Source organism: Curtobacterium sp. MCBA15_007, from assembly GCF_001864905.1.
Lineage (GTDB): Bacteria > Actinomycetota > Actinomycetes > Actinomycetales > Microbacteriaceae > Curtobacterium > Curtobacterium poinsettiae.
In genome coordinates, this window is record NZ_MJGM01000001.1 from 94,981 (window position 1) to 116,954 (window position 21,974).

General features: G+C 72.4%; 24 protein-coding genes. 9 read left to right on the top strand and 15 right to left on the bottom strand.

Annotated elements, in window-relative coordinates; translation table 11 throughout:
• Positions 1-23 precede the first annotated feature (23 nt).
• The 3 genes from BIU95_RS00475 to BIU95_RS00485 all read right to left on the bottom strand — a co-directional run bounded on the left by BIU95_RS00475 (position 24) and on the right by BIU95_RS00485 (position 2,364).
• Complete coding sequence (locus tag BIU95_RS00475; protein ID WP_071249867.1) at positions 24-551, bottom strand: AAA family ATPase; 528 nt, start codon at positions 549-551, stop codon at positions 24-26.
• A gap of 65 nt (positions 552-616) precedes the next feature.
• Entirely contained in the window at positions 617-1,981 is a 1,365-nt protein-coding gene (locus tag BIU95_RS00480; RefSeq protein WP_071249868.1) for a hypothetical protein, read from the bottom strand.
• Positions 1,982-2,031: 50 nt separating this feature from the next.
• Positions 2,032-2,364: a hypothetical protein gene (locus BIU95_RS00485; RefSeq protein ID WP_071249869.1), complete on the bottom strand. Its 333-nt coding sequence runs from the start codon at positions 2,362-2,364 to the stop codon at positions 2,032-2,034.
• Positions 2,365-2,436: 72 nt separating this feature from the next.
• Between BIU95_RS00485 and BIU95_RS00490 the strand changes: the two genes are divergently transcribed.
• The gene (locus BIU95_RS00490; RefSeq protein ID WP_071249874.1) at positions 2,437-3,294 is read left to right on the top strand and encodes an NAD-dependent epimerase/dehydratase family protein; all 858 of its coding nucleotides are present in this window, start codon (positions 2,437-2,439) and stop codon (positions 3,292-3,294) included.
• 86 nt (positions 3,295-3,380) lie between these two features.
• Here the strand turns inward: BIU95_RS00490 and BIU95_RS00495 are convergent, their stop codons facing one another.
• On the bottom strand, positions 3,381-4,349 hold the full coding sequence (locus BIU95_RS00495; protein WP_175470696.1) for a DNA-3-methyladenine glycosylase: 969 nt from the start codon (positions 4,347-4,349) through the stop codon (positions 3,381-3,383).
• Positions 4,350-4,423: 74 nt separating this feature from the next.
• Here BIU95_RS00495 and BIU95_RS00500 point away from each other — a divergent pair, with 74 nt between their 5' ends.
• From BIU95_RS00500 to BIU95_RS00525, 6 genes are all read left to right on the top strand, one after another.
• Positions 4,424-5,452: a 6-phosphofructokinase gene (locus BIU95_RS00500; protein WP_031260061.1), complete on the top strand. Its 1,029-nt coding sequence runs from the start codon at positions 4,424-4,426 to the stop codon at positions 5,450-5,452.
• A gap of 227 nt (positions 5,453-5,679) precedes the next feature.
• Positions 5,680-6,657, top strand: a complete 978-nt coding sequence (locus BIU95_RS00505; RefSeq protein ID WP_071249875.1) for an MDR family oxidoreductase — start codon at positions 5,680-5,682, stop codon at positions 6,655-6,657.
• Positions 6,658-6,736: 79 nt separating this feature from the next.
• On the top strand, positions 6,737-7,405 hold the full coding sequence (locus BIU95_RS18890; protein ID WP_017887715.1) for a GntR family transcriptional regulator: 669 nt from the start codon (positions 6,737-6,739) through the stop codon (positions 7,403-7,405).
• Between the two features lie 3 nt (positions 7,406-7,408).
• A complete protein-coding gene (locus BIU95_RS00515) occupies positions 7,409-8,731 on the top strand; it encodes a hypothetical protein (RefSeq protein ID WP_071249877.1) in 1,323 nt (440 codons plus the stop codon).
• Entirely contained in the window at positions 8,728-9,525 is a 798-nt protein-coding gene (locus tag BIU95_RS00520; protein ID WP_017887717.1) for an ABC transporter ATP-binding protein, read from the top strand. The genes BIU95_RS00515 and BIU95_RS00520 overlap by 4 nt, the downstream gene beginning before the upstream one ends.
• Before the next feature lie 99 nt (positions 9,526-9,624).
• Positions 9,625-10,344 (top strand): hypothetical protein, encoded by a 720-nt coding sequence (locus tag BIU95_RS00525; protein ID WP_071249879.1) that lies wholly within the window; start codon positions 9,625-9,627, stop codon positions 10,342-10,344.
• A 13-nt stretch (positions 10,345-10,357) separates the two neighbouring features.
• Here the strand turns inward: BIU95_RS00525 and hemL are convergent, their stop codons facing one another.
• The 11 genes from hemL to hemE form a co-directional block, all read right to left on the bottom strand.
• Positions 10,358-11,689, bottom strand: coding sequence for a glutamate-1-semialdehyde 2,1-aminomutase (gene hemL, locus BIU95_RS00530; RefSeq protein WP_071249881.1), 1,332 nt, complete (start codon positions 11,687-11,689; stop codon positions 10,358-10,360).
• Positions 11,686-12,741: a porphobilinogen synthase gene (gene hemB, locus BIU95_RS00535; protein ID WP_302846961.1), complete on the bottom strand. Its 1,056-nt coding sequence runs from the start codon at positions 12,739-12,741 to the stop codon at positions 11,686-11,688. Before hemB ends, hemL begins: the two co-directional genes overlap by 4 nt.
• Entirely contained in the window at positions 12,738-13,319 is a 582-nt protein-coding gene (locus BIU95_RS00540; RefSeq protein WP_231564045.1) for a uroporphyrinogen-III synthase, read from the bottom strand. The genes hemB and BIU95_RS00540 overlap by 4 nt, the downstream gene beginning before the upstream one ends.
• A 258-nt stretch (positions 13,320-13,577) precedes the next feature.
• The gene (hemC, locus tag BIU95_RS00545; RefSeq protein WP_071249885.1) at positions 13,578-14,615 is read right to left on the bottom strand and encodes a hydroxymethylbilane synthase; all 1,038 of its coding nucleotides are present in this window, start codon (positions 14,613-14,615) and stop codon (positions 13,578-13,580) included.
• A gap of 11 nt (positions 14,616-14,626) precedes the next feature.
• Positions 14,627-15,859, bottom strand: a complete 1,233-nt coding sequence (locus tag BIU95_RS00550; RefSeq protein ID WP_071249887.1) for a ferrochelatase — start codon at positions 15,857-15,859, stop codon at positions 14,627-14,629.
• The gene (gene hemQ / locus BIU95_RS00555; RefSeq protein ID WP_017887724.1) at positions 15,856-16,608 is read right to left on the bottom strand and encodes a hydrogen peroxide-dependent heme synthase; all 753 of its coding nucleotides are present in this window, start codon (positions 16,606-16,608) and stop codon (positions 15,856-15,858) included. Before hemQ ends, BIU95_RS00550 begins: the two co-directional genes overlap by 4 nt.
• A 68-nt stretch (positions 16,609-16,676) precedes the next feature.
• A complete protein-coding gene (locus BIU95_RS00560) occupies positions 16,677-16,907 on the bottom strand; it encodes a DUF3618 domain-containing protein (RefSeq protein ID WP_017887725.1) in 231 nt (76 codons plus the stop codon).
• Positions 16,908-16,948: 41 nt separating this feature from the next.
• Positions 16,949-17,407 carry a phage holin family protein gene (locus tag BIU95_RS00565; RefSeq protein ID WP_017887726.1) on the bottom strand — a complete coding sequence of 153 codons (459 nt, stop codon included), beginning with the start codon at positions 17,405-17,407 and terminating at the stop codon, positions 16,949-16,951.
• A complete protein-coding gene (locus BIU95_RS00570; RefSeq protein ID WP_017887727.1) occupies positions 17,404-17,658 on the bottom strand; it encodes a hypothetical protein in 255 nt (84 codons plus the stop codon). The genes BIU95_RS00565 and BIU95_RS00570 overlap by 4 nt, the downstream gene beginning before the upstream one ends.
• A 100-nt stretch (positions 17,659-17,758) precedes the next feature.
• Positions 17,759-19,075 (bottom strand): NAD(P)/FAD-dependent oxidoreductase, encoded by a 1,317-nt coding sequence (locus BIU95_RS00575; protein ID WP_071249889.1) that lies wholly within the window; start codon positions 19,073-19,075, stop codon positions 17,759-17,761.
• The gene (hemE, locus tag BIU95_RS00580) at positions 19,072-20,178 is read right to left on the bottom strand and encodes a uroporphyrinogen decarboxylase (RefSeq protein ID WP_031260073.1); all 1,107 of its coding nucleotides are present in this window, start codon (positions 20,176-20,178) and stop codon (positions 19,072-19,074) included. Before hemE ends, BIU95_RS00575 begins: the two co-directional genes overlap by 4 nt.
• Before the next feature lie 38 nt (positions 20,179-20,216).
• Here hemE and BIU95_RS00585 point away from each other — a divergent pair, with 38 nt between their 5' ends.
• A complete protein-coding gene (locus BIU95_RS00585; RefSeq protein WP_017887730.1) occupies positions 20,217-21,539 on the top strand; it encodes a glutamyl-tRNA reductase in 1,323 nt (440 codons plus the stop codon).
• A 35-nt stretch (positions 21,540-21,574) separates the two neighbouring features.
• Complete coding sequence (locus BIU95_RS00590; RefSeq protein ID WP_083389162.1) at positions 21,575-21,973, top strand: NUDIX domain-containing protein; 399 nt, start codon at positions 21,575-21,577, stop codon at positions 21,971-21,973.
• Position 21,974: the final 1 nt, after the last annotated feature.

Here is a 21,974-nt window from a genome sequence, read left to right on the forward strand (position 1 = left end):
CAGCGTTCTGACGTCACCGCCGGTCAGCGCTCTGACGTCACCGCGTCCGCGACGGCGCGGGCGACCTCGGTGGCCGGGGTGTCGGTCGCGTCGATGACCTCGGCCTCGGCGTGCAGCCAGCCGCGCGCCGCTTCGGCGTAGGCGTCGACGTACGCGAACCGGAACGTCGACGGGCCCACGATCGGGTCGTGCTGGATCCGGTCGCGGAGCGTCGGCTCGTCGACGTGCAGCACGAAGTGCCGGACCGGGATGCCGTGGGCTGCGAGTCCCGCGGCGATCTCGCGCCAGTAGGCCTCGACCAGGACCGTCATCGGCATGATGAGCGGTCCGCCCACGTAGTCGTGGACCCGGCGGGCGGTCTCGACCACGAGCGGCCGCCACGGGTCCCAGTGCTGGAAGTTGTCACTGGCCGGCAGCCCCGGCGTGACGTCCATCAGCACCTCGCCGACCTTCTCGGCATCGAGGACCCGCGAGCCGGGCAGCAGCGGCTGGAGCAGTCGGCTCGTCGTCGTCTTGCCCGCCCCGTGTGTTCCGTTCAACCAGACGATCACACCAGGACCCTAGCCGCCGACCACCCCGTGGGGCGGTCGGCGGCCGGTTGTCGATCGACGAACGATCAGCGACCGCTGAGGTCGTACGGGCTCATCGTCGAGTCGACCGTCGTCATGTACCCACCCCCGGCGAGCGCCGTGGGCAGCGTGATGGTGCGGAGCACCGACGGCGTCGCACCGGCGGTGTCGATCTGGGTGATCTTCCCCTCGTCGCCCCGCGTCACGAACACACTGCGGCCGTCGTCGGTCGCGGCGGTGAACCGCACCGACGCCCCGGTGGCCGGCTGTCCGGCGACGGGACCCTTGCGCAGCGGCGTGAGCGCGACCGAGGTCGTCCGGCCGGAGTAGACACCGTCGGCCTGCTTGCGCACCAGGACGAGCGAGTCGCCGGTGCCCGACGTCAGCGCGACGGCGGCGAACCGCGCGGTCACGGCGACCCGGGTGAAGGAACCGGTGCCGAGGTCGACGCTGCTGATCCTTCCCGACGACGTCGACGAGGTGGTCAGGTAGGCGGGGACGGCGTTCCACGGGGTCCCCGCGGCCGTGGTGCCGGCCTGGGTCCCGACCACGGTCGTGCCGTCCGGTGCCATGCGGGGCCGGTAGCTCTGCACGCTCGGCTTCGGGTAGGCGACGGACCGGGAGCCCGTGAAGCCGGTCCGTGTCACCCGGACGGTCTGCACGCCGGCGGCCAGGTCGGAGCCGATCACCGTCCCGGTGGCGTTGACGATCGGGCCGTGCGGGTAGGCGCCGAGGGGCGTGGTCGCGACGGGGCGCGGGTGGGTCGCACCCTGCATGATCGCGGACACGGAGTAGGCGTCGAGTCGTCCGCCCGCGGTGACCACCAGGCGCAGGGGGCTGCCGACCAGGAACGTCTCGACCTCTTCGGTGCCGCGCTTGCCCGTCGTGGCGAGCTGCACGGCCGAGGTGTCGATCCGAGCAGTGTGCTCCGTCTTCCGCCGCAGGTCGATCACCGTGACCCGCTGGCGCTCGGAGCCGTCGAAGTCGGACCCGACCGCCAGGTGACGCCGCGCCGTGTCGGTGGACAGCCAGCCGGCGCGCTCCCACCGGCCGTCGCCGTTCGGGATCGCGTAGTGCTGCGCGATGCGGGCCGTACCGCGGGGGCCGATGGCCAGGACGTCGAGCTGCGGCTTCGACTCGTCCATGAACGCGATCTGCCCGTGGCCGAGCTGCACCGAGCCCGCGTGGGTGCCGAACTCGATCCCGCTCAGGGTGGCGGTCCGCCTGCCGGTCACGGCGTCGTTGACGTACACGCGCTTCGCGGTCGGGTCGGCCGTGACGAGCCAGCTGTGGTGGGCGGTCCGGGTCACGGTGGGTGCAGCCGAGGCGGGGACGGTGATCGCGGTGGCGACGAGTGGGACGAGCCCCGCGATGACGAGTGCCGGGAGGAGACGTGGAGGTCGAGCGGACATGGAGCTCCTGAGTGCAGTGCGGATGAGGGTCATCTAGACGATAACCGTTCTCATCTAGGCGAGACGCTCCAGAACTGTACGAAGACGCTCAGCATCCCGACGAAGGGGATGGCACCCACGGCCACCGACAGGGCAGCGAAGCAGATCGCCGGCGTCCTGGCTTCGAGTCCGCGGAGCCGCACCGCAGCGACGAGCGCGCCGACCGCGAACGGGAACGTCCAGAGCACGGCGTACAGCGGCCACGACAACGGCGCCCACGACGCAGCGCTCTCCCCCACGGCTCCGACGGAGACGATCGAGCCGGCGACGACGAGCGCGATCTCGACGAACGGGGGCACGGCGATCGCCACGTCACGCACCACCCGTCGCCGCTGCCGCCCCATGCGCTGACCCTAGTGATCCGTGATGTGCGCGCCTCCCCGCCTTCCACCAACCGGCCGTGCCAGTGTCGAGCCGTGCAGAACTCCACGACAGTCGTCATCGCCGGGTGCGGCGACCTCGGGACCGAAGCCGGCCTGTGCTTCGCCGACCAGGGCCACCGCGTGATCGGACTCCGCCGCCGCGCCGAGCTGATCCCCGCTCCTATCACCGGCCGGAGCGTCGACCTGCGCCACGAGGTCCCCGCGATCCCGGCCGACACGAGCGTCGTCGTCGTGGCCTTCGCCGCCGGCAGCCGCGACGTCGACGAGTACCGCGCCACCTACGTCGACGGTCTGCGCAACGTGCTCGACGGCATCGACGCCTCGGACGCCGACCCCCGGGTGCTCGTCGTGTCCTCGACCGCGGTCTACGACGTCGCCGACGGCAGCGAGGTCACCGAGGAGACCCCGGCGCGTGGTGCGACCCCGACCGCCGAGGTCCTGGTCGAGGCCGAGGTCCTGCTGCGCGAACGGGCTCCCGGCGCCGTGCTGGTCCGGCTGTCGGGCGTCTACGGCCCCGGCCGCGAGCGACTCATCGACCAGGTCCGGTCCGGGTCCGCGCGACTGGCGCCGGGCACCTCACCGCACACGAACCGCATCCACCGCGACGACGCTGCCGCCGCACTCGTGCACCTGGCGGCGCTGCCCGACCCGGCACCGCTCTACCTGGGTACCGACGACGAGCCGAGCCGACTGGACGACGTGCTGCGGTTCCTGGCCGACGAGCTCCACGTCGCCGAGCCGTCCACCGGCGAGGGCGACGCACGGCAGGCCGGCGGCGACAAGCGCCTGTCCAACACGCTGCTCCGGTCGACGGGGTGGACACCGCAGTACCCGACGTTCCGCGAGGGCTACCGCGCCGTCCTGGCCGGCGAGGGCACCCGCCACCCCTGACACCCTGCGAGACACCGGTGTTCACGCTCCGAACACGCGCGTGCCGGTGTGCGACGCGCGAACACCGGTGTTCTGCGGACGACCGCTCAGTGGCCGCGGTGGTCCTGGATCGTGATCCGCGGCCCGAACGACGGCTTCCGGAACCCCGAGCCGGCGATCAGGCGCACGATGCGCTCCCGGTGCCCGCGCCAGGGCTCGAGCAGCTCGAGCATCCCGTCGTCGTCGACCGGCGAACCGGTCAGCGCCCACCCGACGAGCGCCGGCACGTGGAAGTCCCCCACGCTCGGTGCGTCCGGGTCGCCGTGGGATCGCTGCGCGGTCTCGGCGGCGGTCCACCGGCCGACCCCGGGGATCGACTGCAGCTTCGTGGACACGGCCTCGCCGCCGCGGCCGTGCGCCAGGGTCCGCTCGAGTGCCGGCGCGAGCTGCACGGCGCGCATCACGGTCGCCGAGCGCCCCGGTTCGATGCCGGCCCGGTGCCACTCCCAGCTCGGGATCCGAGCCCACGTCCGGGCGTCGGGCGGCACCATCATGCCCGCGGGTGCCGGGCCGGGCGCCGGGGTGCCGTGCCGACGGAGCAGGTACCGCCACGCGCCCCACGCCTGACGCGAGGTCACCTTCTGCTCCATGATCGCCGGCACGAGCATCGCGACGACGGTGTTCGTGCGGAGCAGCCGGAGCCCGGGCTGCCGGTGTCGTGCCGCGGCCAGGAAGTCGTTGCCGGAGACGTCGAACGACGACCAGTCGTCGCCGCGACCGAGCAGCTCAGGAGCGTGGGAAACGGCCCAGGGCGCTCCGCTCCCCCACGCCGAGACCGCGATGGTGTCGCCGGCCCGCCGGATCGCGACGGAAGCGGGGCCGGAGGGCGTCTGCAGCGCGAGCCACACGACACCGCCGGCCACGTGGAAGGCCGGGTCGCCGGAGCCGCGCTGCAGGGGCCGCAGGGTCGACGCGACGTCCACCGCGCCTCCAGGCCGGTACACCGTGTCGACGCGCGACGCGTCACCGGACGCACCAGCCGCGTCGACGGCGGCGGCGGAAGCGAGCAGGGACACACGGGGATGGTAATGCTGAACCACCGTCAGTCATGATGGGCAGTGATCCCCACCACCCGACGACGGAGTTCACCATGCGCATCGGCATCCTCACCTCCGGAGGCGACTGCCCCGGCCTGAACGCGGTCATCCGCGCGATCGTCCTCAAGGGCATCGCCATCTACGGCCACGACTTCGTCGGCTTCCGCGACGGGTGGCGCGGCGTGGTCGACGGCGACATCGTCCCGCTCGGCCGCAAGGACATCCAGGGCATCGCGAAGCAGGGCGGCACCATCCTCGGCACCAGCCGCACGAACCCGTTCGAGGGCCCCAACGGCGGGGTCGAGAACATCGAGCGGATGCTCGAGAAGCACGGCATCGACGCCATCGTCGCGATCGGCGGCGAGGGCACCCTGGCCGCCGCGAAGCGCCTCACCGACGCCGGGCTGAAGATCGTTGGCGTGCCGAAGACCGTCGACAACGACCTGGGTGCGACCGACTACACGTTCGGCTTCGACACCGCCGTCGCCATCGCGACCGAGGCCATGGACCGCCTGCGCACCACGGGCGAGTCGCACTCGCGCTGCATGGTCGCCGAGGTGATGGGCCGGCACGTGGGCTGGATCGCGCTGCACTCCGGCATGGCAGCGGGCGCGCACGCGATCCTCATCCCCGAGCAGAAGACGAGCATGGAACAGATCGCGAAGTGGGTGCGGGCCGCCTACGACCGCGGTCGTGCCCCGCTCGTGGTGGTGGCCGAGGGCTTCGTCCCCGACCACGAGGACACCGCGCACACCGAGCGTGGCCTCGACGCCTTCGGGCGCCCGCGGCTCGGTGGCATCGGCGAGCGCCTCGCGCCGCTCATCGAGGAGATGACGGGCATCGAGACGCGGGCCACGACCCTGGGGCACATCCAGCGCGGCGGCACGCCGACGGCGTACGACCGGGTGCTGTCGACCCGGCTCGGCCTGGCGGCGATCGACTCCGTGGTCGAGGAGCGCTGGGGCCGGATGGTGGCGCTCCGGGGCACCGAGATCGAGCACGTCTCGTTCGAGGAGGCGCTCGGCGAGCTCAAGACGGTGCCGCAGGCGCGCTTCGACGAGGCCGCCATCATGTTCGGCTGAGCGGGCTGGGCCGGGCTGGGGGCTGGGGGCTGTTCCGGGCGCACCTGGTCGAATCGGGCGTACCCCGTCGGTTGTTCCGCCCCGGTACGCCCGATCCCACCAGCCATCGCGCACGTTCTGGGAAAGAGCGGGCAGACCGCCGGGCGCGACCGGCTCGGCGATGACGCGCCAGCGGCATGCCAGGCGCGCCGACCGAGCCTGCGAGGGAGGGGGGTAGCGTCCGGCGCATGACCCGCGCCGTCCTCGTGTCCAGTGCAACCCCGCCCACCGTCACCGACGTCGACCTGCCGGACCCGGCCGAGGGCGAGGTCCTGGTCGACGTCACGTACTCGAGCGTCAACTACAAGGACGGGCTGGCCCTGGCGCGGAACCCCGGTGTCGCTCGGCTCGACCCGCTCGTTCCGGGGATCGACGTCGTGGGCACGGTGTCCGGGCTCGGTCCCGGCGTGCACGAGGTGGCGATCGGCGACCGGGTGGTGCTGAACGGTGCCGGCCTGGGTGAGAGCAGGCACGGGGGCTGGGCGGCGCAGGCGGTCGTGCCGTCCGGATCGCTCGTCGTGCTGCCCGAGACGATCGACGACTCGTTCGCGGCGGCCATCGGCACGGCGGGGTTCACCGCGATGCTCAGCATGCTGGCGCTCGAGCGCTTCGTCGCGCCGGACGACGGGCCGGTGCTCGTGACCGGCGCGTCCGGCGGGGTCGGCACCGTGGCGATCGCCCTGCTCGCGGCCCGCGGGTACCGGGTGACGGCGTCGACGGGTCGCTCGGCCAACACGGACTCGCTCCGCCGGCTCGGTGCCACCGAGGTCATCGAACGCGGCACACTGTCCGAGCCGGGCAAGCCGATGCAGCGTGCCACGTGGGCCGGAGCGGTGGACAGCGTCGGCGGGGCCACCCTGGCGAACGTGCTGGCCTCGACCCGGTGGGGTGGCGCGGTGACGGCCTGCGGGCTGGCGCAGGACTCCGCGCTGCCGACGACCGTGCTGCCGTTCATCCTGCGGTCGGTCTCGTTGCTCGGCATCAACTCCGTCGACGCCCCACCGGAGCTCCGCCGTCGAGCGTGGGACCGGCTGGCGACCGACCTCGACGCGGCGCTGCTGGCCGACGTCACCCGCACCGTCACGCTCGAGCAGGCGATCACGGTCGGCGCCGAGGTGGTCGCAGGGCGGGTGCACGGTCGCACCGTGGTCGCCATTGCGGGCTGAATCCCGGCGTTTTTTAGCAAACGTTTGCATATTGGCACGCTAGGATTTCGAGTGTCGATTTCGTCCTCGAGGAGATGACATGCCGGTCCCCAAGTCCACCGTGGAGAGCTCTCCCCGGAAGCTCCTGCGCGACGTCGTCTACGACAAGATGCTCGCGGCGCTCCGTGACGGCACGCTGCAGCACGGCGAGCGCCTGAACGACGACGAGCTGGTCCAGTGGCTGGGTGTGAGTCGCACCCCGATCCGTGAGGCGATCGCGAAGCTCGTCGACATCGGCCTGGTCGAGATGGAGGCGAACCGGTACACCCGCGTCGCCACGCCCACCTTCGACGACTGGGTCACCGCGACCCGCGCGACCGCAGGGTTCTTCGAGCTCAGCCTGCGCTGGGGCGTCCCCGAGTACAGCGACGAGGACGTCGAAGCCCTCACCGCGTTGCTCGACAAGGCCGACCGCATGCGCAAGGTGCGGGACTACGGCTTCAGCGGCGCCCTCACCGAGATCATCGAGTTCGCAGTCGAGCACTCCGGCAACCCCCTGGTGCAGAACGCGGCCGTGGGTGCCATGGAGCGGGTCCGCTTCACGCTCAACCCGACGCCGCCGTTCGAGCAGTACGGATCCGAGGCGTTCTTCTCGATCCTGCGCGAGGCCCTCACCGAGCGTGACGGTGAAGGGGCCGCCGAGGCCGGTCGAGCCCTCACCCGCAACTTCGAACAGCACATCGAGGCGGTCCGCGCCGACCGCGGCTGACCCGTGGTCGTCGGCGAGTGGGGTGACGCCGACCCCTGGGCGGCGGCGAACGACGACGCCTACGCGTCCCTGCTCGCCCACGTCCGCACCGGCCCGCGTGGACCGGTGCCCGTCGACCTCGACGCACTGGGGTGGGAGTGGGGCACGCCTCGCGGCCGGGTCCGTGCAGCGGCGGCTCGCCTCGAGGACCTCGGCATCCTGTCCCGGCGCCCGGACGGCTCGTGGTGGTACGACGAACTGTCCGACGCCGACCTCTCGGACACGCTCGACTTCTGGGTCGCGCTGGTCGGCCCGGCCCTCCGCGCGACCATCCCGGCGCTCACCCCTGAGCTCCGCGCCGAACTCGACCGCCGGGTCGCGCGGGCTCGCACCACTGCGGCACTCCGGTTGCCGGAGTACCCGACGGCGTTCTCCGCCGCCTGCCAGTTCTGGTTCGAGCACTCCCCGAACACCCTGGTGCGCAGCCTGGGCCTGCGTGCGTTCGAGCGGATGCGGTGGGCCCGGGTCCCGACGCAGCTCTGGTCGGTCCACGAGGTGCACACCTGGTTCGCCACCACGTCCCGCGCGGTGGAGTCCGGTGACCCGGCCGTGGCGACGGCGGCGGCCGAGGTCATGGACGGGTTGTTCGAGGTCCACCGGCGGAACGTCGGGATCCCGCGGACGCACCGCCCGGCGGACGACACCACCGAAGACCGCGTCGGTCCGGTCGGCCGTACCCTGCTGCGAGACGTCCGCTCCGGCGCGTTGGTGGTGGGGTCCACGCATCGGCTCGAGGACCTCGTGACACGGACCGGTGCCACGCCCGAGCAGGTGCACGGAGCATTGCGCTGGCTGCACGACCTGGGGCTCGTCGACGACGGCGACGGCCGGTACCGCGTCGGGCAACCGTCGCTCGCAACCTGGCGCGACACGATGGAGCTGCTCACCGGCGTCTTCACCCACGGCGCCGTCCACGTCCTGCCCGGCCTGCGGGGCCCCGCGCTCGAGGAGTTCCGCATGCTCGTCGCACGGGCACGCGCGGACGGCCAGGTGCGCGATCACCGGTACACGGAGAGTTCGTTCGCGGTCACACGCTTCCTGTCCGAACAGTCCGGCAACCGCTGGGTGCGTGAGGCCCTGCGCCTCGCGATGGCCCGGCTCGCCTACGCGTTGCCCGAGGCACCCGCGTTCCGGCAGTGGGACGCAGAAGCGCTCTGGCTCACGCTCGACGCGGCGGCCGGCAGCGGCGACGTCGAGACCGCCCGAGCCGCTGCCCGCCGGTTCGTCGACGTCGCACGAGCCCACGTGGACGACGTCACGGCGCGGTGGGGCACGATGGGGTCATGACCGACGCGCGCGACGACGTCCTGATCCACGCCACCGGGGTCCGCGTCACGCGCTCCGGCCGCGACCTGCTGCACGACATCGACCTGACCGTCCGCCGCGGCGAGCACTGGGCGCTGCTCGGACCGAACGGTGCCGGCAAGTCCACCCTGCTCGCCGTCCTCGGCGCGACCGGACACCCCACCGCGGGCACGGTCGAGGTCCTCGGTCGCCGACTCGGACGCGTCGACGTCCGCGAACTCCGTCAGCACATCGGCCACGTCGACCCCCGACACCGCATGCTGTCGCCGCTCACCGTCCTCGAGACGGTGCTGACCGGCCTGACCGGCACGACGGACCTCATGATGCGGTGGGAACCCTCGGCCGAACAGGTCGCCCTGGCCGAGCAGCACGTCGCCGACGTGGGGCTCACGGCGCGACGGGACGCCCGGTGGCCGGTGCTGTCGCAGGGCGAGCGGGGCCGCGCCCTCATCGCCCGGGCCCTGATGTCCGAGCCCCAGCTGCTCCTGCTCGACGAGCCCGCGACCGGGCTGGACGTCGCCGCCCGCGAGCACCTGCTCGAGACCGTCGACGCCCTGCGGCACCGGCACCCGGGCCTCGGCAGCGTCATGGTGACCCACCACCTGGAGGACCTGCCGGCCTCGACGTCGCACGCGATGCTCCTGCGCGACGGCGCCGCGGTGGCCCAGGGCACCTCGGACCAGGTCATCACGTCGTCGGCGGTGTCGCACGCGTTCGACTTCCCGCTCGCGATCCTGCGGGCCGAGGGGCGCTGGGCCGCACGCCGATCCGCCTGACGCGTGCTTGAATGGGCGTTCCGTGTCCGCGGCCCGTGTCGGGGAGGGACCCGGCACCGCACCACGGTGTCACGCCGCTGACCGTCACCAGGGGGAACCATGACGAACACGCCGCCGCCCTTCCCGGGGTCCGAGCCGCAGCCGAACGACGGCCAGCCGAACACCGGCCAGCCGAACGGCCAGCAGTACCCGCAGCAGCCCGCCGGGCCGCCCCAGCCCGACGGCCAGCCGTCCGCGCAGCAGCCGCCGCAGTACCAGCAGCAACCCCCCGCCGGCCAGCAGTACCAGCAGCAGCCGTACACCGGTCAGCCGCAGGCCCAGCAGCCGTACGCCCAGCAGCCGTACGCCCAGGCAGCCCCGGCCGGCACCGCACCGTACGCTCCCCCGCCCAAGTCCTCGTCCCGCGGCAAGCGCGTCCTGATCTCGGTGCTCGGCGTCGTCGTCGCCGTCGTGGTGGCGTTCCTCGTCCGCCAGGGCCTGAACGCGGCCTTCAGCGACTCCACCGAGGAGAAGGTCTCGAAGGCGGTCGAGCAGATCCGCGAGCAGAGCGACCTGCCGAAGCAGGTCGACTCCGTCACGACGTGGACCGGGATCGAGGCCGAGGGCGCCGCGATCCACTACGACTACACGGTGTCGGCGAACGTCGACCCGGCCTCGATCACCGAAGGTGCCATCCGCGACGCCGTCGGGCCGAACCTCTGCTCGAACAGCGAGACGAAGAAGCTCCTCGACGAGGACGTCGACATGCGGTACACCTACAAGTTCGAGGGCTCGTCGAAGACCGTCGACACGACCTTCACCAAGGCCGACTGCTCCTGAGTCGCACTGCCCGTCACGCGGTCGCGGCGGCAGCAGCCCTCGCGGCCGCGGGCAGGGCGTCCAGGATCCGTCCGACGGCGCGGTCGTCGTGGGCGGCGGTGACGAACCACGCCTCGAACACGCTCGGCGGCAGGGTCACCCCGGCGTCGAGCATCGCGTGGAAGAACGGCGCGTAGCGGAACACGTCCTGTGCCCGCACGTCGTCGTAGTTGCGCGGTGCCTGCTCGGTGAACGCGAACGAGAACAGGTTGCCGGCGTGCTGCACGGTGTGGGCGACGCCCGCGGCCGACAGTGCCTGGCTCGTGGCGGTCGCGATGGTCGACGCCGTGCGGTCGAGGTGCTCGTACACCTCGGCCGTCGCGGCGCGGAGCGTGGCGGTACCGGCAGCGACCGCGAGCGGGTTGCCGGAGAGCGTGCCCGCCTGGTACACCGGCCCGAGCGGGGCGAGGAAGTCCATGACCTCGCGCCGACCACCGAGGGCGGCGAGGGGCATGCCACCACCGATGACCTTGCCGAACGTGATGAGGTCGGGCTTCCACCCGGCGCCGTCCGGCACGACCTTGGACGCCTCGAGGCCCCACCAGCCTGCGGCTCCGACCCGGAACCCGGTCAGGACCTCGTCGACGATGAGCAGCGCCCCGTGCGCCTGCGTGATCTGCGCCAGTGCCCGGTTGAAGCCGCGCTCGGGAGCCAGGACGCCCATGTTCGCGGCGGCCGACTCGACGATCACGGCGGCGATCCGCTCGGAGTGCTCGTCGAAGGCCCGGCGGACGGCGTCGAGGTCGTTGTACGGCAGCACGAGGGTCTGCGCGGCGGTCTCGGCGGTGATGCCCGCGCTGCCCGGCATGGCCAGGGTCGCGACACCCGAACCGGCCTCGGCCAGCAGGGAGTCCGAGTGGCCGTGGTAGTGCCCCGCGAACTTCACGAGCAGGTCGCGGCCGGTGTACCCGCGGGCCAGTCGGATCGCGGTCATCGTGGCCTCGGTGCCGGTCGACACCATGCGGAGCTTCTCGATGGGGCCGTCGCCGTCCACCGACACCCGCTGCTTCACGAGTTCGGCCAGCTCGGTCTCGCCCGGGGTCGACGCCCCGAACGACAGTCCGCGCGCGGCGGCCTGCTGCACGGCCTCGACCGTGCCGGGGTGGGCGTGCCCGAGGATCGCTGGCCCCCACGACGCGACGAGGTCGACGTACTCGCGACCCTCGGCGTCGGTGACGTAGGCGCCCTTCGCGGACACCAGGAAGCGCGGGGTGCCGCCGACCGACCCGTAGGCGCGGACCGGGGAGTTCACGCCACCGGGGATCGCGTTCTTGGCGCGGCCGAAGAGCTGGTCGTTCGTGGTCATTCGGGGGCCTTCCCGGTCGAGGCGATGCCGGCGACGTCGGCGGTGCTGCCCGAGGTGCGGAGGCCCGCTTCCTCGTTGAGCTTCCGCGCGATGTCGACGGCGAAGTAGGTCAGGATCGCGTCGGCACCGGCGCGCTTGATGCCGACGAGCGACTCCATCGCGGCTGCGTCGCGGTCGATCCAGCCGTTCTGCGCTGCTGCGGTGATCATCGCGTACTCGCCCGAGATCTGGTACGCCCAGACCGGGACCGGCGAGGTCGCCGCGGTCTCGGCGAGCACGTCGAGGTAGCTCATCGCGGGCTTCACCATCACGATGTCGGCACCCTCGTCGACGTCGAGTGCGACCTCGCGCAGGCCCTGACGACCGTTCGCGGCGTCGATCTGGTAGGTCCGACGGTCACCGACGAGCGACGACGACACCGCCTCACGGAAGGGACCGTAGAACGCCGAGGCGTACTTCGCGGCGTAGGCGAGCAGCGCGGTGCCGCTGTGCCCGGCACCGTCGAGGGCGTCACGTGCGGCGGCGATCTGGCCGTCCATCATGCCGCTCATGCAGACGAGCTCGGCACCGGCCTCGGCCTGCGCGACCGCCATGTCGCGGTAGCGCAGCAACGTGGCGTCGTTGTCGACGGAGCCGTCGGCGGCCAGCACGCCGCAGTGCCCGTGGTCGGTGAACTCGTCGAGGCACAGGTCGGACTGCACCACGAGGGCGTCCCCCACCTCTTGCCGAGCCACGTGGATCGCCACGTTGAGGATGCCGTCCGGATCGGTCGCACCGGAGCCGTCGGCGTCCTTCGTGGTCGGCACGGCGAACAGGTTCACGCCACCCACACCGACCGACGCGGCGTCGACCAGCGCACGGCGGAACGAGTCGAGGGAGTGCTGCTGCACACCCGGCATGCTCGAGATGTCCACGGCGTCGGTCGCGCCTTCGCGGATGAACATCGGCAGCACGAGCTCGGCGGGGTGGAGCCGGGTCTCGGCCACGAGTCGTCGCATCGCAGGGGTGGCGCGGAGCCGACGGGGGCGGACCTGGGGGAAGCGTCCAGTCACGGGTGACCTTCCTGGTGGGGGGTGGTGGGGTTCAGTGCCGCGACGACGGCGTCGAGCAGGGCTTCTGCGGACCGGTCGTGTGCGACGGCGTGCACGGGCAGGCCGGCGGCACGTGCGTCGGTTGCGGTCCCGGGGCCGATGCAGGCCACGGTGGTGCGGGGGTCGAGCGGGGTCATCCGGCGGGCGATCTCGCGGGCGACGCTGCCGCTCGTCACGAGCACCGCAGCGGGCGCCGTGTCGAAGGTGATCGGCTCGTCGCCGGTCCCCACGGTACGGTACGCGACCACGTCGTCCACGTCGATGCCGCGGGCACGCAGGCCGTCGACGAGCGTGGGTGCCGCGATCTCGGAGCGGGGGAACAGCACGGTGCCGTCGGTGTCCGGCAGCTCCTGCACCAGTCCGGCGGCGGACGTCTCGGCCGGGACCAGGTCGACGACCCAGCCCGCAGCGCGCGCGGCACGGGCGGTCGGCTCGCCGACCGCGGCGACGCGCACCCCGGCCGGGAGGCCCGCCACGCGTCCCGCCAGGACCGTCACGGCCGTCGCACTGGTCACCACGACCCATGCGTAACCAGCCACGTTGGTTCCGTCACCGACAGAACCGGGTGATCCGGGCCTCCCGGCCGCACCGGAGGCGACCAGTCGCCGGACCGCAGCGTCGAGCGCGGAGGGGTCCGACGGCGGAGCGTCCGTGATGAGGGGGACGACGACGGGGGCGAGCCCACGGGCCCGGGCGGCCGCGGCGACCCGGTCCCCCCACGCACCGCCACGCGGGACGAGGACGACCGGGGGTCGCGCCTCGTCCGTCGCGGTGGTGGAGGGTTCCGTGGTGACCGCCTACTCGGCCGGCGTCGCCAGGCCGGGGCCGGCGGTGTACGGCCCGTCCGTGGTGTCCTCGGCGACGGTCGTCGCCAGGTCGGCGAGCTCCGCAGCACCGTTCTCGAGCAGCTCGGTCGCCACGCGGCCACCGACCGCGAGCGCCTCGTCGAGACGGTCCTGCGCCGAACCGTCGAGCACGGCCGCGTGCGATGCGGTGCGGTACTCGGTGCCGTCGGGGCGGTAGACGGTCGCGGACACGAGCAGGAGCTCGGCGTCCACGACGGCCGTCGCACCGATCGGAGCGGAGCAGCCGGCCTCGAGCTTGGCGAGCACCTCGCGCTCGGCCGTCACCGTCAGGCGGGTGGGGGCGTGCTCGATCTTGCGGAGTGCCGCGAGCAGCCCCCGGTCGGTCTCGTCTGTGCGGATCTCGACCGCGAGCGCACCCTGCCCGGGAGCACTCGGCCAGAAGCCGAGGTCGAGCAGTTCGGTGGCGGCCGACAGGCGGTCGATGCGCCCCAGGCCGGCGGCGGCGAGCACCACGGCGTCCAGGTCGTCGTCCACCCGACCGAGGCGGGTGTCGATGTTGCCGCGGATGTCGACGACGTCCAGGTCGGGCCGTGCGGCACGGAGCTGCGCGGCACGGCGCGGCGAACCGGTACCGACCTTCGCGCGGTCCGGCAGCGTGTCGACGGTCGCACCGTTCCGGGCGACGAGGACGTCGCGGGCGTCCGCCCGCTTCGGGACGGCACCGATCGTCAGACCCGGGTACGGGGCGGTCGGCAGGTCCTTCAGCGAGTGCACGAGCACGTCGACCTCGCCGGCGACCAGGGCTTCACGCAGAGCACTGGCGAAGACACCGGTGCCGCCGAGCGAGGCCAGGGACGCACGGTTCGTGTCGCCCTCGCTCGTGACGGTGACGAGTTCGACGGGTCGCCCGGCCGCCTTCGCCAGGCGGTCGGCGACGTCCTGCGACTGCGCGACCGCGAGCCGGCTGGCACGGGTGCCGAGCCGGATCGGGGCCGGGCCGTCGGGGGACGTCGTGTTGGGGTCGTTCACGGGTGCATCGGTCACGGGGCGACGCCGGCGGCGGCGGGCTTGAACCCCGCTCGCACGTTCTCGCAGCAGCCCGGACGGCACACGTCGTACCAGGGGCCGATGTCGGTCATGTGCGGACGCTCGGCCTTCGGCGTGCCGTTGACCCGCTCGAGCACCAGGTCGACGAGACCGGACACGTAGGCCGGGTCGATGCCGGGGGTCTGCGTGCGGAGCGACCAGAAGCCGAGCTCACCGGCGGTCTCGGTGGCTTCCTCGTCGAGGTCCCACATGACCTCCATGTGGTCGCTGACGAAGCCGAGCGGGACGATCAGCACGGCACGCGTCGGGCCGCCCTTGAGGTCCTCGTTCATGTAGTCGTTGATGTCCGGCTCGAGCCACGGCTGCGTCGGGGGGCCGGAACGCGACTGGTAGACGAGCTTCCATCCGGGCTTCGACGTGCCCTGCAGGTGGGCGTGCTCGGGCTGCTCGAGGAGCTCGGCCCAGGCCTGGTCGAGCACGACCTCGCCCACGGCGAGGTGCTGCGCCTCGTACGCGCCGTGCTCGTCGAACCCGCGGTAGTCGGGGCCGGAGCGGGCGGCGTCGGTCGAGGGGATCGAGTGCGTCGAGAAGAGCACCTGCAGCTCGGTCGCGACGTCCAGGCCATCGTTCTCGGCGATCGCGCGGGCCATGCCGTCGCGGACACCGTCGATGAACGGGCGGACGAAGCCCGGGTGGTCGAAGAACTGGCGGACCTTGTCGATCTGGATCGTGTCGATCAGACCGGTCTCGTTGAGCACGCGGGCGTAGTCCTCGCGGTACTGCCGGCAGCTCGAGAACGACGAGTACGCGCTCGTGGCGATGGCGACGAGCTTGGTGTAGCCCTTGTCCGCCGCCTCGGTGAAGGCCTCTTCGAGGTAGGGCGCCCAGTTGCGGTTGCCCCAGAGGACCGGCATGTCGATGCCGCGCGACGCCAGCTCGGCCTCGAGCGCGGCCTTGAGCGCACGGTTCTGCGCGTTGATCGGGCTCACGCCGCCGAAGTGGCGGTAGTGGTGCGCGACTTCTTCGAGACGCTCGTCCGGGATCCCGCGGCCGCGGGTGACGTTGCGCAGGAAGGGGATGACGTCGTCCTGGCCCTCGGGGCCGCCGAAGCCCGCGAGCAGGATCGCGTCGTACGCGGTCGGGGTCTCGACGTGCTCGGGTCCGGACGCTGCCGCTGGGGTCGCGGCGAGGACCTGGCCGTTCGTGATCATGCTGGTGTCGGTCATGACAGCACCTCCGGGAGTTCGGCGGTCGTCACGCGACGACCCGTGAAGAAGGGGACCTCTTCGCGCACGTGCATGCGCGCCTCGGTGTAACGGAGATCGCGCATCAGGTCGACGAGGTCGACCAGGTCCGGGCTCTCGAGCGGCAGGATCCACTCGTAGTCGCTCAGGGCGAAGGTCGCGATGGTGTTCGTGAGCACGCGGCGGTACTTCGCGCCGGCGATGCCGTGGTCGCGGAGCATCTTCGAGCGCTCGTCCTCGGGCAGCAGGTACCACTCGTAGGAGCGGACGAACGGGTACACCGTGATCCACGCCTCGGGGTCCTTGCCGCGCAGGAACGCGGGGGTGTGCCGCTTGTTGAACTCGGCTTCGCGGTGCATGGCCATCACGTGCCACACCGGCTCGGCGTCCTGGAACAGTCCGGTGCGGCGGATCTCGCGCAGCACGGCCTGGATCGCCTGTGCGTCGTCGCCGTGCAGCCAGACCATGACGTCGGCGTCGGCGCGGAAGGCCGAGACGTCGTAGAAGCCACGGATCGTGACCCCGCGCTCGGCGGCGCTGGCGATCACGGTGTCGAGTTCGGCCACGGCGTCGTCGCCGACGCGGTGGATCGGACCGAGGGGCCGGCGGAACACTGCCCAGAGGGCGTACGCCGTCAGCAGGTTCGGGTCGATCCCGGAGTCCGGGTGACCGGTCTCGGCGGGTTCGGCGTGGGGGTGGTCGTTCGCGGGCACGGGCGCGTCGGAGCTCATGGATCCATTGTCCTATCGGTTGCCAGGGTGGTGGCCGCCCCGCCTCCGGTGGACCGCGCTCGGGCGGTCTACCGCCGTCGGAGCACCATCACGACGATACCCCCGACCACTGCCACGCCGGCTGCGAGACCGGCCAGGTAGGGGACGGGCTGCTCGTCGAGGCCGCGCTTGAACCTCGACGCGGCGATCCCGATCTGCTTCGGGACGTTGAGCTTGTCCTCGATCGCGTCGAGGGTGTCGAACAACTGGGCGCGGGTCGCGGCGACGCGGGCAGCGAGATCGTCGTGCGGGTCGGTCACGGTTCCTCCGTCGGTGGTGCGGCTGTCGGGGCTGTCGGCGCTCAGGAGCGGCTGTCGACGTCCGGCTTGCGGCTGCCGTACTGCGTCGGCGGGGTCGGCTTCTTGCCGAGGCCCTTGACCGCGTTGATGTCGTTCTTGACGCTGTCGATCGTGCGCTTGGGCGTGAGGGGCAGGCCCTTCTTCAGGCGCTTCCAGCCGACCAGGCCGAGGATCGCGGCGATGACGAGCATCACCACGGCCACCACCAGTGCGGCCAGCCACGCCGGCATCACGGTCGCCAGGCCCATCACGGCTGCGGTCAGCAGAACGCCGATCGCGTAGAGCACCACGACGAGCGCACCGACCAGCAGCCCGGCTGCCAGACCGAAGATCTTCGCCTTCGCGAGCATCTCGGCCTTGAGCAGGTCGATCTCGCCCTTGACCAGGCCCTTGACGAGCTTCGGGACGTCACCGACCAGGCCGAACAGCGAACGCGACTTGCGATCGCGGGTGTCCGTCATGAGGTGGTGGTGTCCTTCTTCTGGCCGACCTTGCGGACGGCCTTCTTGGTGGTCTCACCGATGAACTCGGCGACGTCCGGGGTCTTGTCGGCGATGAAGTCTTCAGCGACGTGCACGCCCTTCTGGACGCCGTTGCTGTTCCAGACCTTGCCGCTGACGGTCTTGATCTGCTCGTACCGCGCCCGTCCGGCTCGCGATCCCAGGACGTACCCGAGTGCGGCGCCGGCGACGAACAGGAGCTTTCCGCGCATGTGCGATTCCTCCGTGCATTGGTTGTGCGGTGGTCATGCACCGAACGGAATACGTCCGGCGGTCTCACCAACAGTAGCCCTCAGGGGCTGCGCGGTCCGCTCAGGAACGAAGGAGCTCGTCGGCTGCCTTCCGGGCCGCGCCGATGATGCCCGCCAGGCCGCGTCCGGTCGAGGCCTCGCCGATGCCGACGACGCCCTCGGCCAGCCCGGCTGCGGTCAGGTCCGGCCCGTACCAGCCGACGCGTGCGGCCCCGCTGACGCGGTCCGCCGTGATCGGCACGCCGAGCAGCGTGGAGGCGTCCTGCAGGGCACGGCTGCCGACGGGGTCGGCCGGGTCGACCGGGAGGCTCGTGGCCACGCCCGCCGTGTCCGTCGCGCTGGTCGCGTAGCTGAGTCGCAGGACGTGGCGTCCGTCCGCCACGTCGGCCAGCCACGGCCACTTCACGGTGGCGTGCGTCAGGGCCTTCGCCGAGACGGCCTGCGCGTCCGGGTGCACGAGCATGCCGGTGCCACGCGGGGCCGCGTCGAGCTCCGGCTGGTCGACGACGAGCGTGACGAGCTGGATGCCCGTCCGGTCGGGTGCAGCCGTGCGCTCCGGGTCGGCGACGGAGGACAGGGTGTGCTGGGCCGGCAGCCGTTCGGTGGTGCCGTCGGCGCGGACGGTCTCCACCGCGTGCGCCTCGATCCGGGTCGCCCGGGTGTGCAGCCGGACGTCGACGCCGTAGGTGGCCATGTCGGCGACGAGTTCGTCCACGAGCCGCACCGTGCCATCGCGGATCCCCTGCACCGGGGTGCCGGCGGCCGCCCGTGCCCGCAGCGACAGGACCGCCCGGGCCAGGGAGCCCTCGCGCAGCAGTGCGGCGCGCAGGCCCGGAGCAACCCGGTCGGGGTCGAGCTGGTCGGGGTGGGTGGAGTGCACGCCACCGGCGATCGGCACCACCAGGTCGTCGAGCACCCGCTCCCCCATGCGCCGGCGGACGAGTTCGCCGAGCGAGGAGGCCTTGGCGCCCACCGGAGCCGGCAGCAGCGAGTCCATCTGGGCTCGCAGACCGCCCTGCTGTCCGACCACGGCCAGCACGTCGGCCGCCATCGGGGTGCTCGGGATGCCGAGGAGCCCGGTCGCGGGGATCGGCGAGGTCCGGCCGTCGCGGGTCATCAGCCACGCGCCGCGGGGGTCGGGGGCGACGACGTCGTTGCCCAGTCCCAGCTCGGTCGCCAGGCGGCCGACGGCGTCCGTGCGGGTGGCGAACGAGTCCGCCGCCATGTCCAGGTCGATCCCGCCGACGGTGTGCCGACGGATCATGCCCCCGAGCTCGCCCGAGGACTCGACGAGCACCACGTGGGCGCCGCCCTTGGCCAGGTCACGCGCGGTGACGAGCCCGGCGATCCCGCCGCCGACCACGACGACGTCGGTCATGCGCCGGCTCCGTCCCCGAGGGAGTGGACGAGCTCGACCACGCGGGTCAGGACGTCCGGGTCGGTCTCCGGCGGGACCCCGTGGCCCAGGTTCACGACGTGGGCCCGTGCGGCACCGCCCCGACGGACGACGTCGCGGACGTGCGCTTCGAGGACGTCCCACGGCGCCGAGAGCATCGCCGGGTCGATGTTGCCCTGCACGCTGACGCCGGTGCCGACGCGCTGGACCGCCTGGTCGAGGGGCAGGCGCCAGTCGACCCCGATCGCGTCGACGCCGACGGTGTCCGTGCCGAAGGTCGTCATGTCGGCCAGGACCTCGCCGCTGCCGACCCCGAAGTGGATGCGCGGGACCCCGAGCTCGGCGACGTACGACATGGCCCGGGCGGAGTGCGGCGCGACGTACCGGATGTAGTCGGCGCGGGAGAGCGACCCGACCCACGAGTCGAACAGCTGCGCGGCCGAGGCCCCGGCGAGCACCTGGGCCCGCAGGAACATCCCGGACACCTCGGCGGCCCAGGCGAGCAGCCGCGACCAGGTCTCGGGGTCGGCGTGCATGAGCGTGCGGGCGCGGATGTGGTCCTTCGACGGGCCGCCCTCGACCAGGTAGGCGGCCAGGGTGAACGGTGCCCCCGCGAAGCCGATCAGCGGGGTGTCGCCGAGCTGCTCGACCGTTCGGCGGACGGCCTGCTCGATGGGGGCGAGGGCCGCGGGGTCGAGCTGCTCGAGCGCGTCGACGTCCGCGGGGGTGCGGATCGGCGACGAGAGCACCGGACCACGACCTGGGACGATCTCGACGTCCACGCCGGCGAGCTTGATCGGCACGACGATGTCGCTGAAGAAGATGCCCGCGTCGACACCGTGCCGGCGCACCGGCTGCAGGGTGATCTCCGACGCCATCTCCGGGTCGAGGCACGCATCGAGCATGGCTGTGCCGATCCGAAGCTCGCGGTACTCCGGCAGGGACCGTCCGGCCTGCCGCATGAACCACACCGGGAGCGTCTCCGGACGGTCACCCCGCAGGGCCCGTACCAGGCGGGAACCACTCGTCCGCCCTGATGCCAGGGGGTGGGAGTCGGGGAGGGATGTGCTCGTCGCTTCGGTCACCGGATGATTCTCCCATCGAGCGCGTTACCATTGACTACGTGCTCATCTGTCTCACGGCGTCGCATCGCAACGCCAGCTTCGATCTCCTGGAGCGACTGAGCATCGGTGCACCCGCGGCAGCCAGCCGACTCGTCACGGATGCCGGCGTCCTCGACGGTGCAGTGGTCCTCGCGACCTGCAACCGCTTCGAGGCGTACCTGGACATCGCGGGCGACGAGAGCGACTCCGCCGTCTCCGCCACCGTGCAGGCCGTGGCCGCCGCGAGCGACCTCGACGCGACCGAGGTCCTGGACTCCGTCAACGTGCTCGGCGGCAAGGACGTCGTGCAGCACCTGTTCGCCGTGTCGAGCGGTCTCGAGTCCGTCGTCGTCGGCGAGACCGAGATCTCCGGCCAGGTCCGTCGCTCGCTCGAGGACGCCCGGTCGAACGGCACCACCACCTCGGACCTCGAGCGCCTGTTCCAAGAGGCCGCGCACACCTCGCGCGGCGTCAAGACCCGCACCCGAATCGGCGCCGCCGGCCGATCGCTCGTGCGCCTCGGCCTCGAACTCGCCTCGTCGCGCGTCACCGACTGGGCCCGCACCCGCGTGCTGCTCGTCGGCACCGGCAGCTACGCGGCGACCACCATCGCCGCGCTGCGCGACCGCGGTGCCACGAACATCCAGGTCTTCTCGCCCTCGGGTCGCGCGTCCTGGTTCGCCGCCAAGCACGACCTCGTCGCCACCCGTGACCTGCGCCAGGCCATCGGGGCGAGCGACGTCCTGATCACCTGCACCTCGAGCGAGGTCCCGGTCGTCGCACCGGCCGACCTCGACGACGGGGTCCGCCGCATCGTCATCGACCTCGGGCTCCCCCGCAACGTCGACCCCGCGGCCGCCGGCGTCGACGGCGTCGAGCTGCTCGACCTCGAGACGATCAGCATCCACGCCCCGATCTCCGAGCTGAACGCCGAGTCCGAGGCCCGCGCGATGGTCGACGACGCCGTGTCCCGGTTCCGCGCGCAGGCGATGGAGCAGTCGACGACCCCGGCGCTCGTGGCGTTCCGCAAGCACGTGTTCGACATCCTCGACGACGAGATCGAGCGGGCCAAGCGCCGCGCGGACGCCGACGGCGAGTCCGTCGAGCACACCGAGCGGGCGCTCCGGCACCTGGTCGGCGTCCTGCTGCACCGTCCGTCGGTCCGCGCCCGTGAGCTCGGTCGGGCCGGTCGCGGCGAGGAGTTCGTCGGGGCGATCGACTCCCTGTACGGCGTCCGCCCCGACGCCGAACCGGAGCTGCCGTCGCCCGTCGTCCCGCTGGCCGACCGCACGGCCCTGGACCCGACCACCCCGGGTCGCGACGACCAGGCGGACGCGAGCTGAGCCTCCAGACAGGCGCCCAACCACCCACACTGCGCGTGAGTGCGCTGCTGCTGGTGCGTGACCGACGTGTCCTGATGGTGCGCGCCCGGGCGCGCGACGTGCTCTACCTGCCCGGCGGCAAGGCGGAGCCGCACGAGACCGACGTCGAGGCCGCCGTGCGCGAGGCGTACGAGGAGACCGGCCTGCGGCTGACCGCCGCCGACGTCGAACCGTTCGGCGTCGTGTTCGAGCCCGCCCACGGGCAGGCTCCGGGGACGATGGTCGCGATGACGCTGTTCCTGGTCCGGCCGGGAGGCCCACTGGACTCCGCCACGCCCGTCGCCTCGGCCGAGGTGGACGAGGTCGAGTGGGTCACCTCCGCCGACGCGGGTCGCTGCCCGCCTGCGGGCGTGGAGACGCTCCGCCGCCTGGTGGCGGCGGAGCTGATGGACTGAC

Coding starts and splice junctions, on each gene's coding strand:
- BIU95_RS18890 (WP_017887715.1), top strand. CDS start 6,737: ATGCCGGTCCCCAAGTCCACCGTGGAGAGCTCTCCCCGGAAGCTCCTG.
- BIU95_RS00570 (WP_017887727.1), bottom strand. CDS start 17,658: ATGCGCGGAAAGCTCCTGTTCGTCGCCGGCGCCGCACTCGGGTACGTC.
- BIU95_RS00550 (WP_071249887.1), bottom strand. CDS start 15,859: ATGACCGACACCAGCATGATCACGAACGGCCAGGTCCTCGCCGCGACC.
- BIU95_RS00485 (WP_071249869.1), bottom strand. CDS start 2,364: ATGGGGCGGCAGCGGCGACGGGTGGTGCGTGACGTGGCGATCGCCGTG.
- BIU95_RS00505 (WP_071249875.1), top strand. CDS start 5,680: ATGACCCGCGCCGTCCTCGTGTCCAGTGCAACCCCGCCCACCGTCACC.
- BIU95_RS00565 (WP_017887726.1), bottom strand. CDS start 17,407: ATGACGGACACCCGCGATCGCAAGTCGCGTTCGCTGTTCGGCCTGGTC.
- BIU95_RS00520 (WP_017887717.1), top strand. CDS start 8,728: ATGACCGACGCGCGCGACGACGTCCTGATCCACGCCACCGGGGTCCGC.
- BIU95_RS00500 (WP_031260061.1), top strand. CDS start 4,424: ATGCGCATCGGCATCCTCACCTCCGGAGGCGACTGCCCCGGCCTGAAC.
- BIU95_RS00525 (WP_071249879.1), top strand. CDS start 9,625: ATGACGAACACGCCGCCGCCCTTCCCGGGGTCCGAGCCGCAGCCGAAC.
- BIU95_RS00480 (WP_071249868.1), bottom strand. CDS start 1,981: ATGTCCGCTCGACCTCCACGTCTCCTCCCGGCACTCGTCATCGCGGGG.
- BIU95_RS00575 (WP_071249889.1), bottom strand. CDS start 19,075: ATGACCGACGTCGTCGTGGTCGGCGGCGGGATCGCCGGGCTCGTCACC.
- hemQ (WP_017887724.1), bottom strand. CDS start 16,608: ATGAGCTCCGACGCGCCCGTGCCCGCGAACGACCACCCCCACGCCGAA.
- hemL (WP_071249881.1), bottom strand. CDS start 11,689: ATGACCACGAACGACCAGCTCTTCGGCCGCGCCAAGAACGCGATCCCC.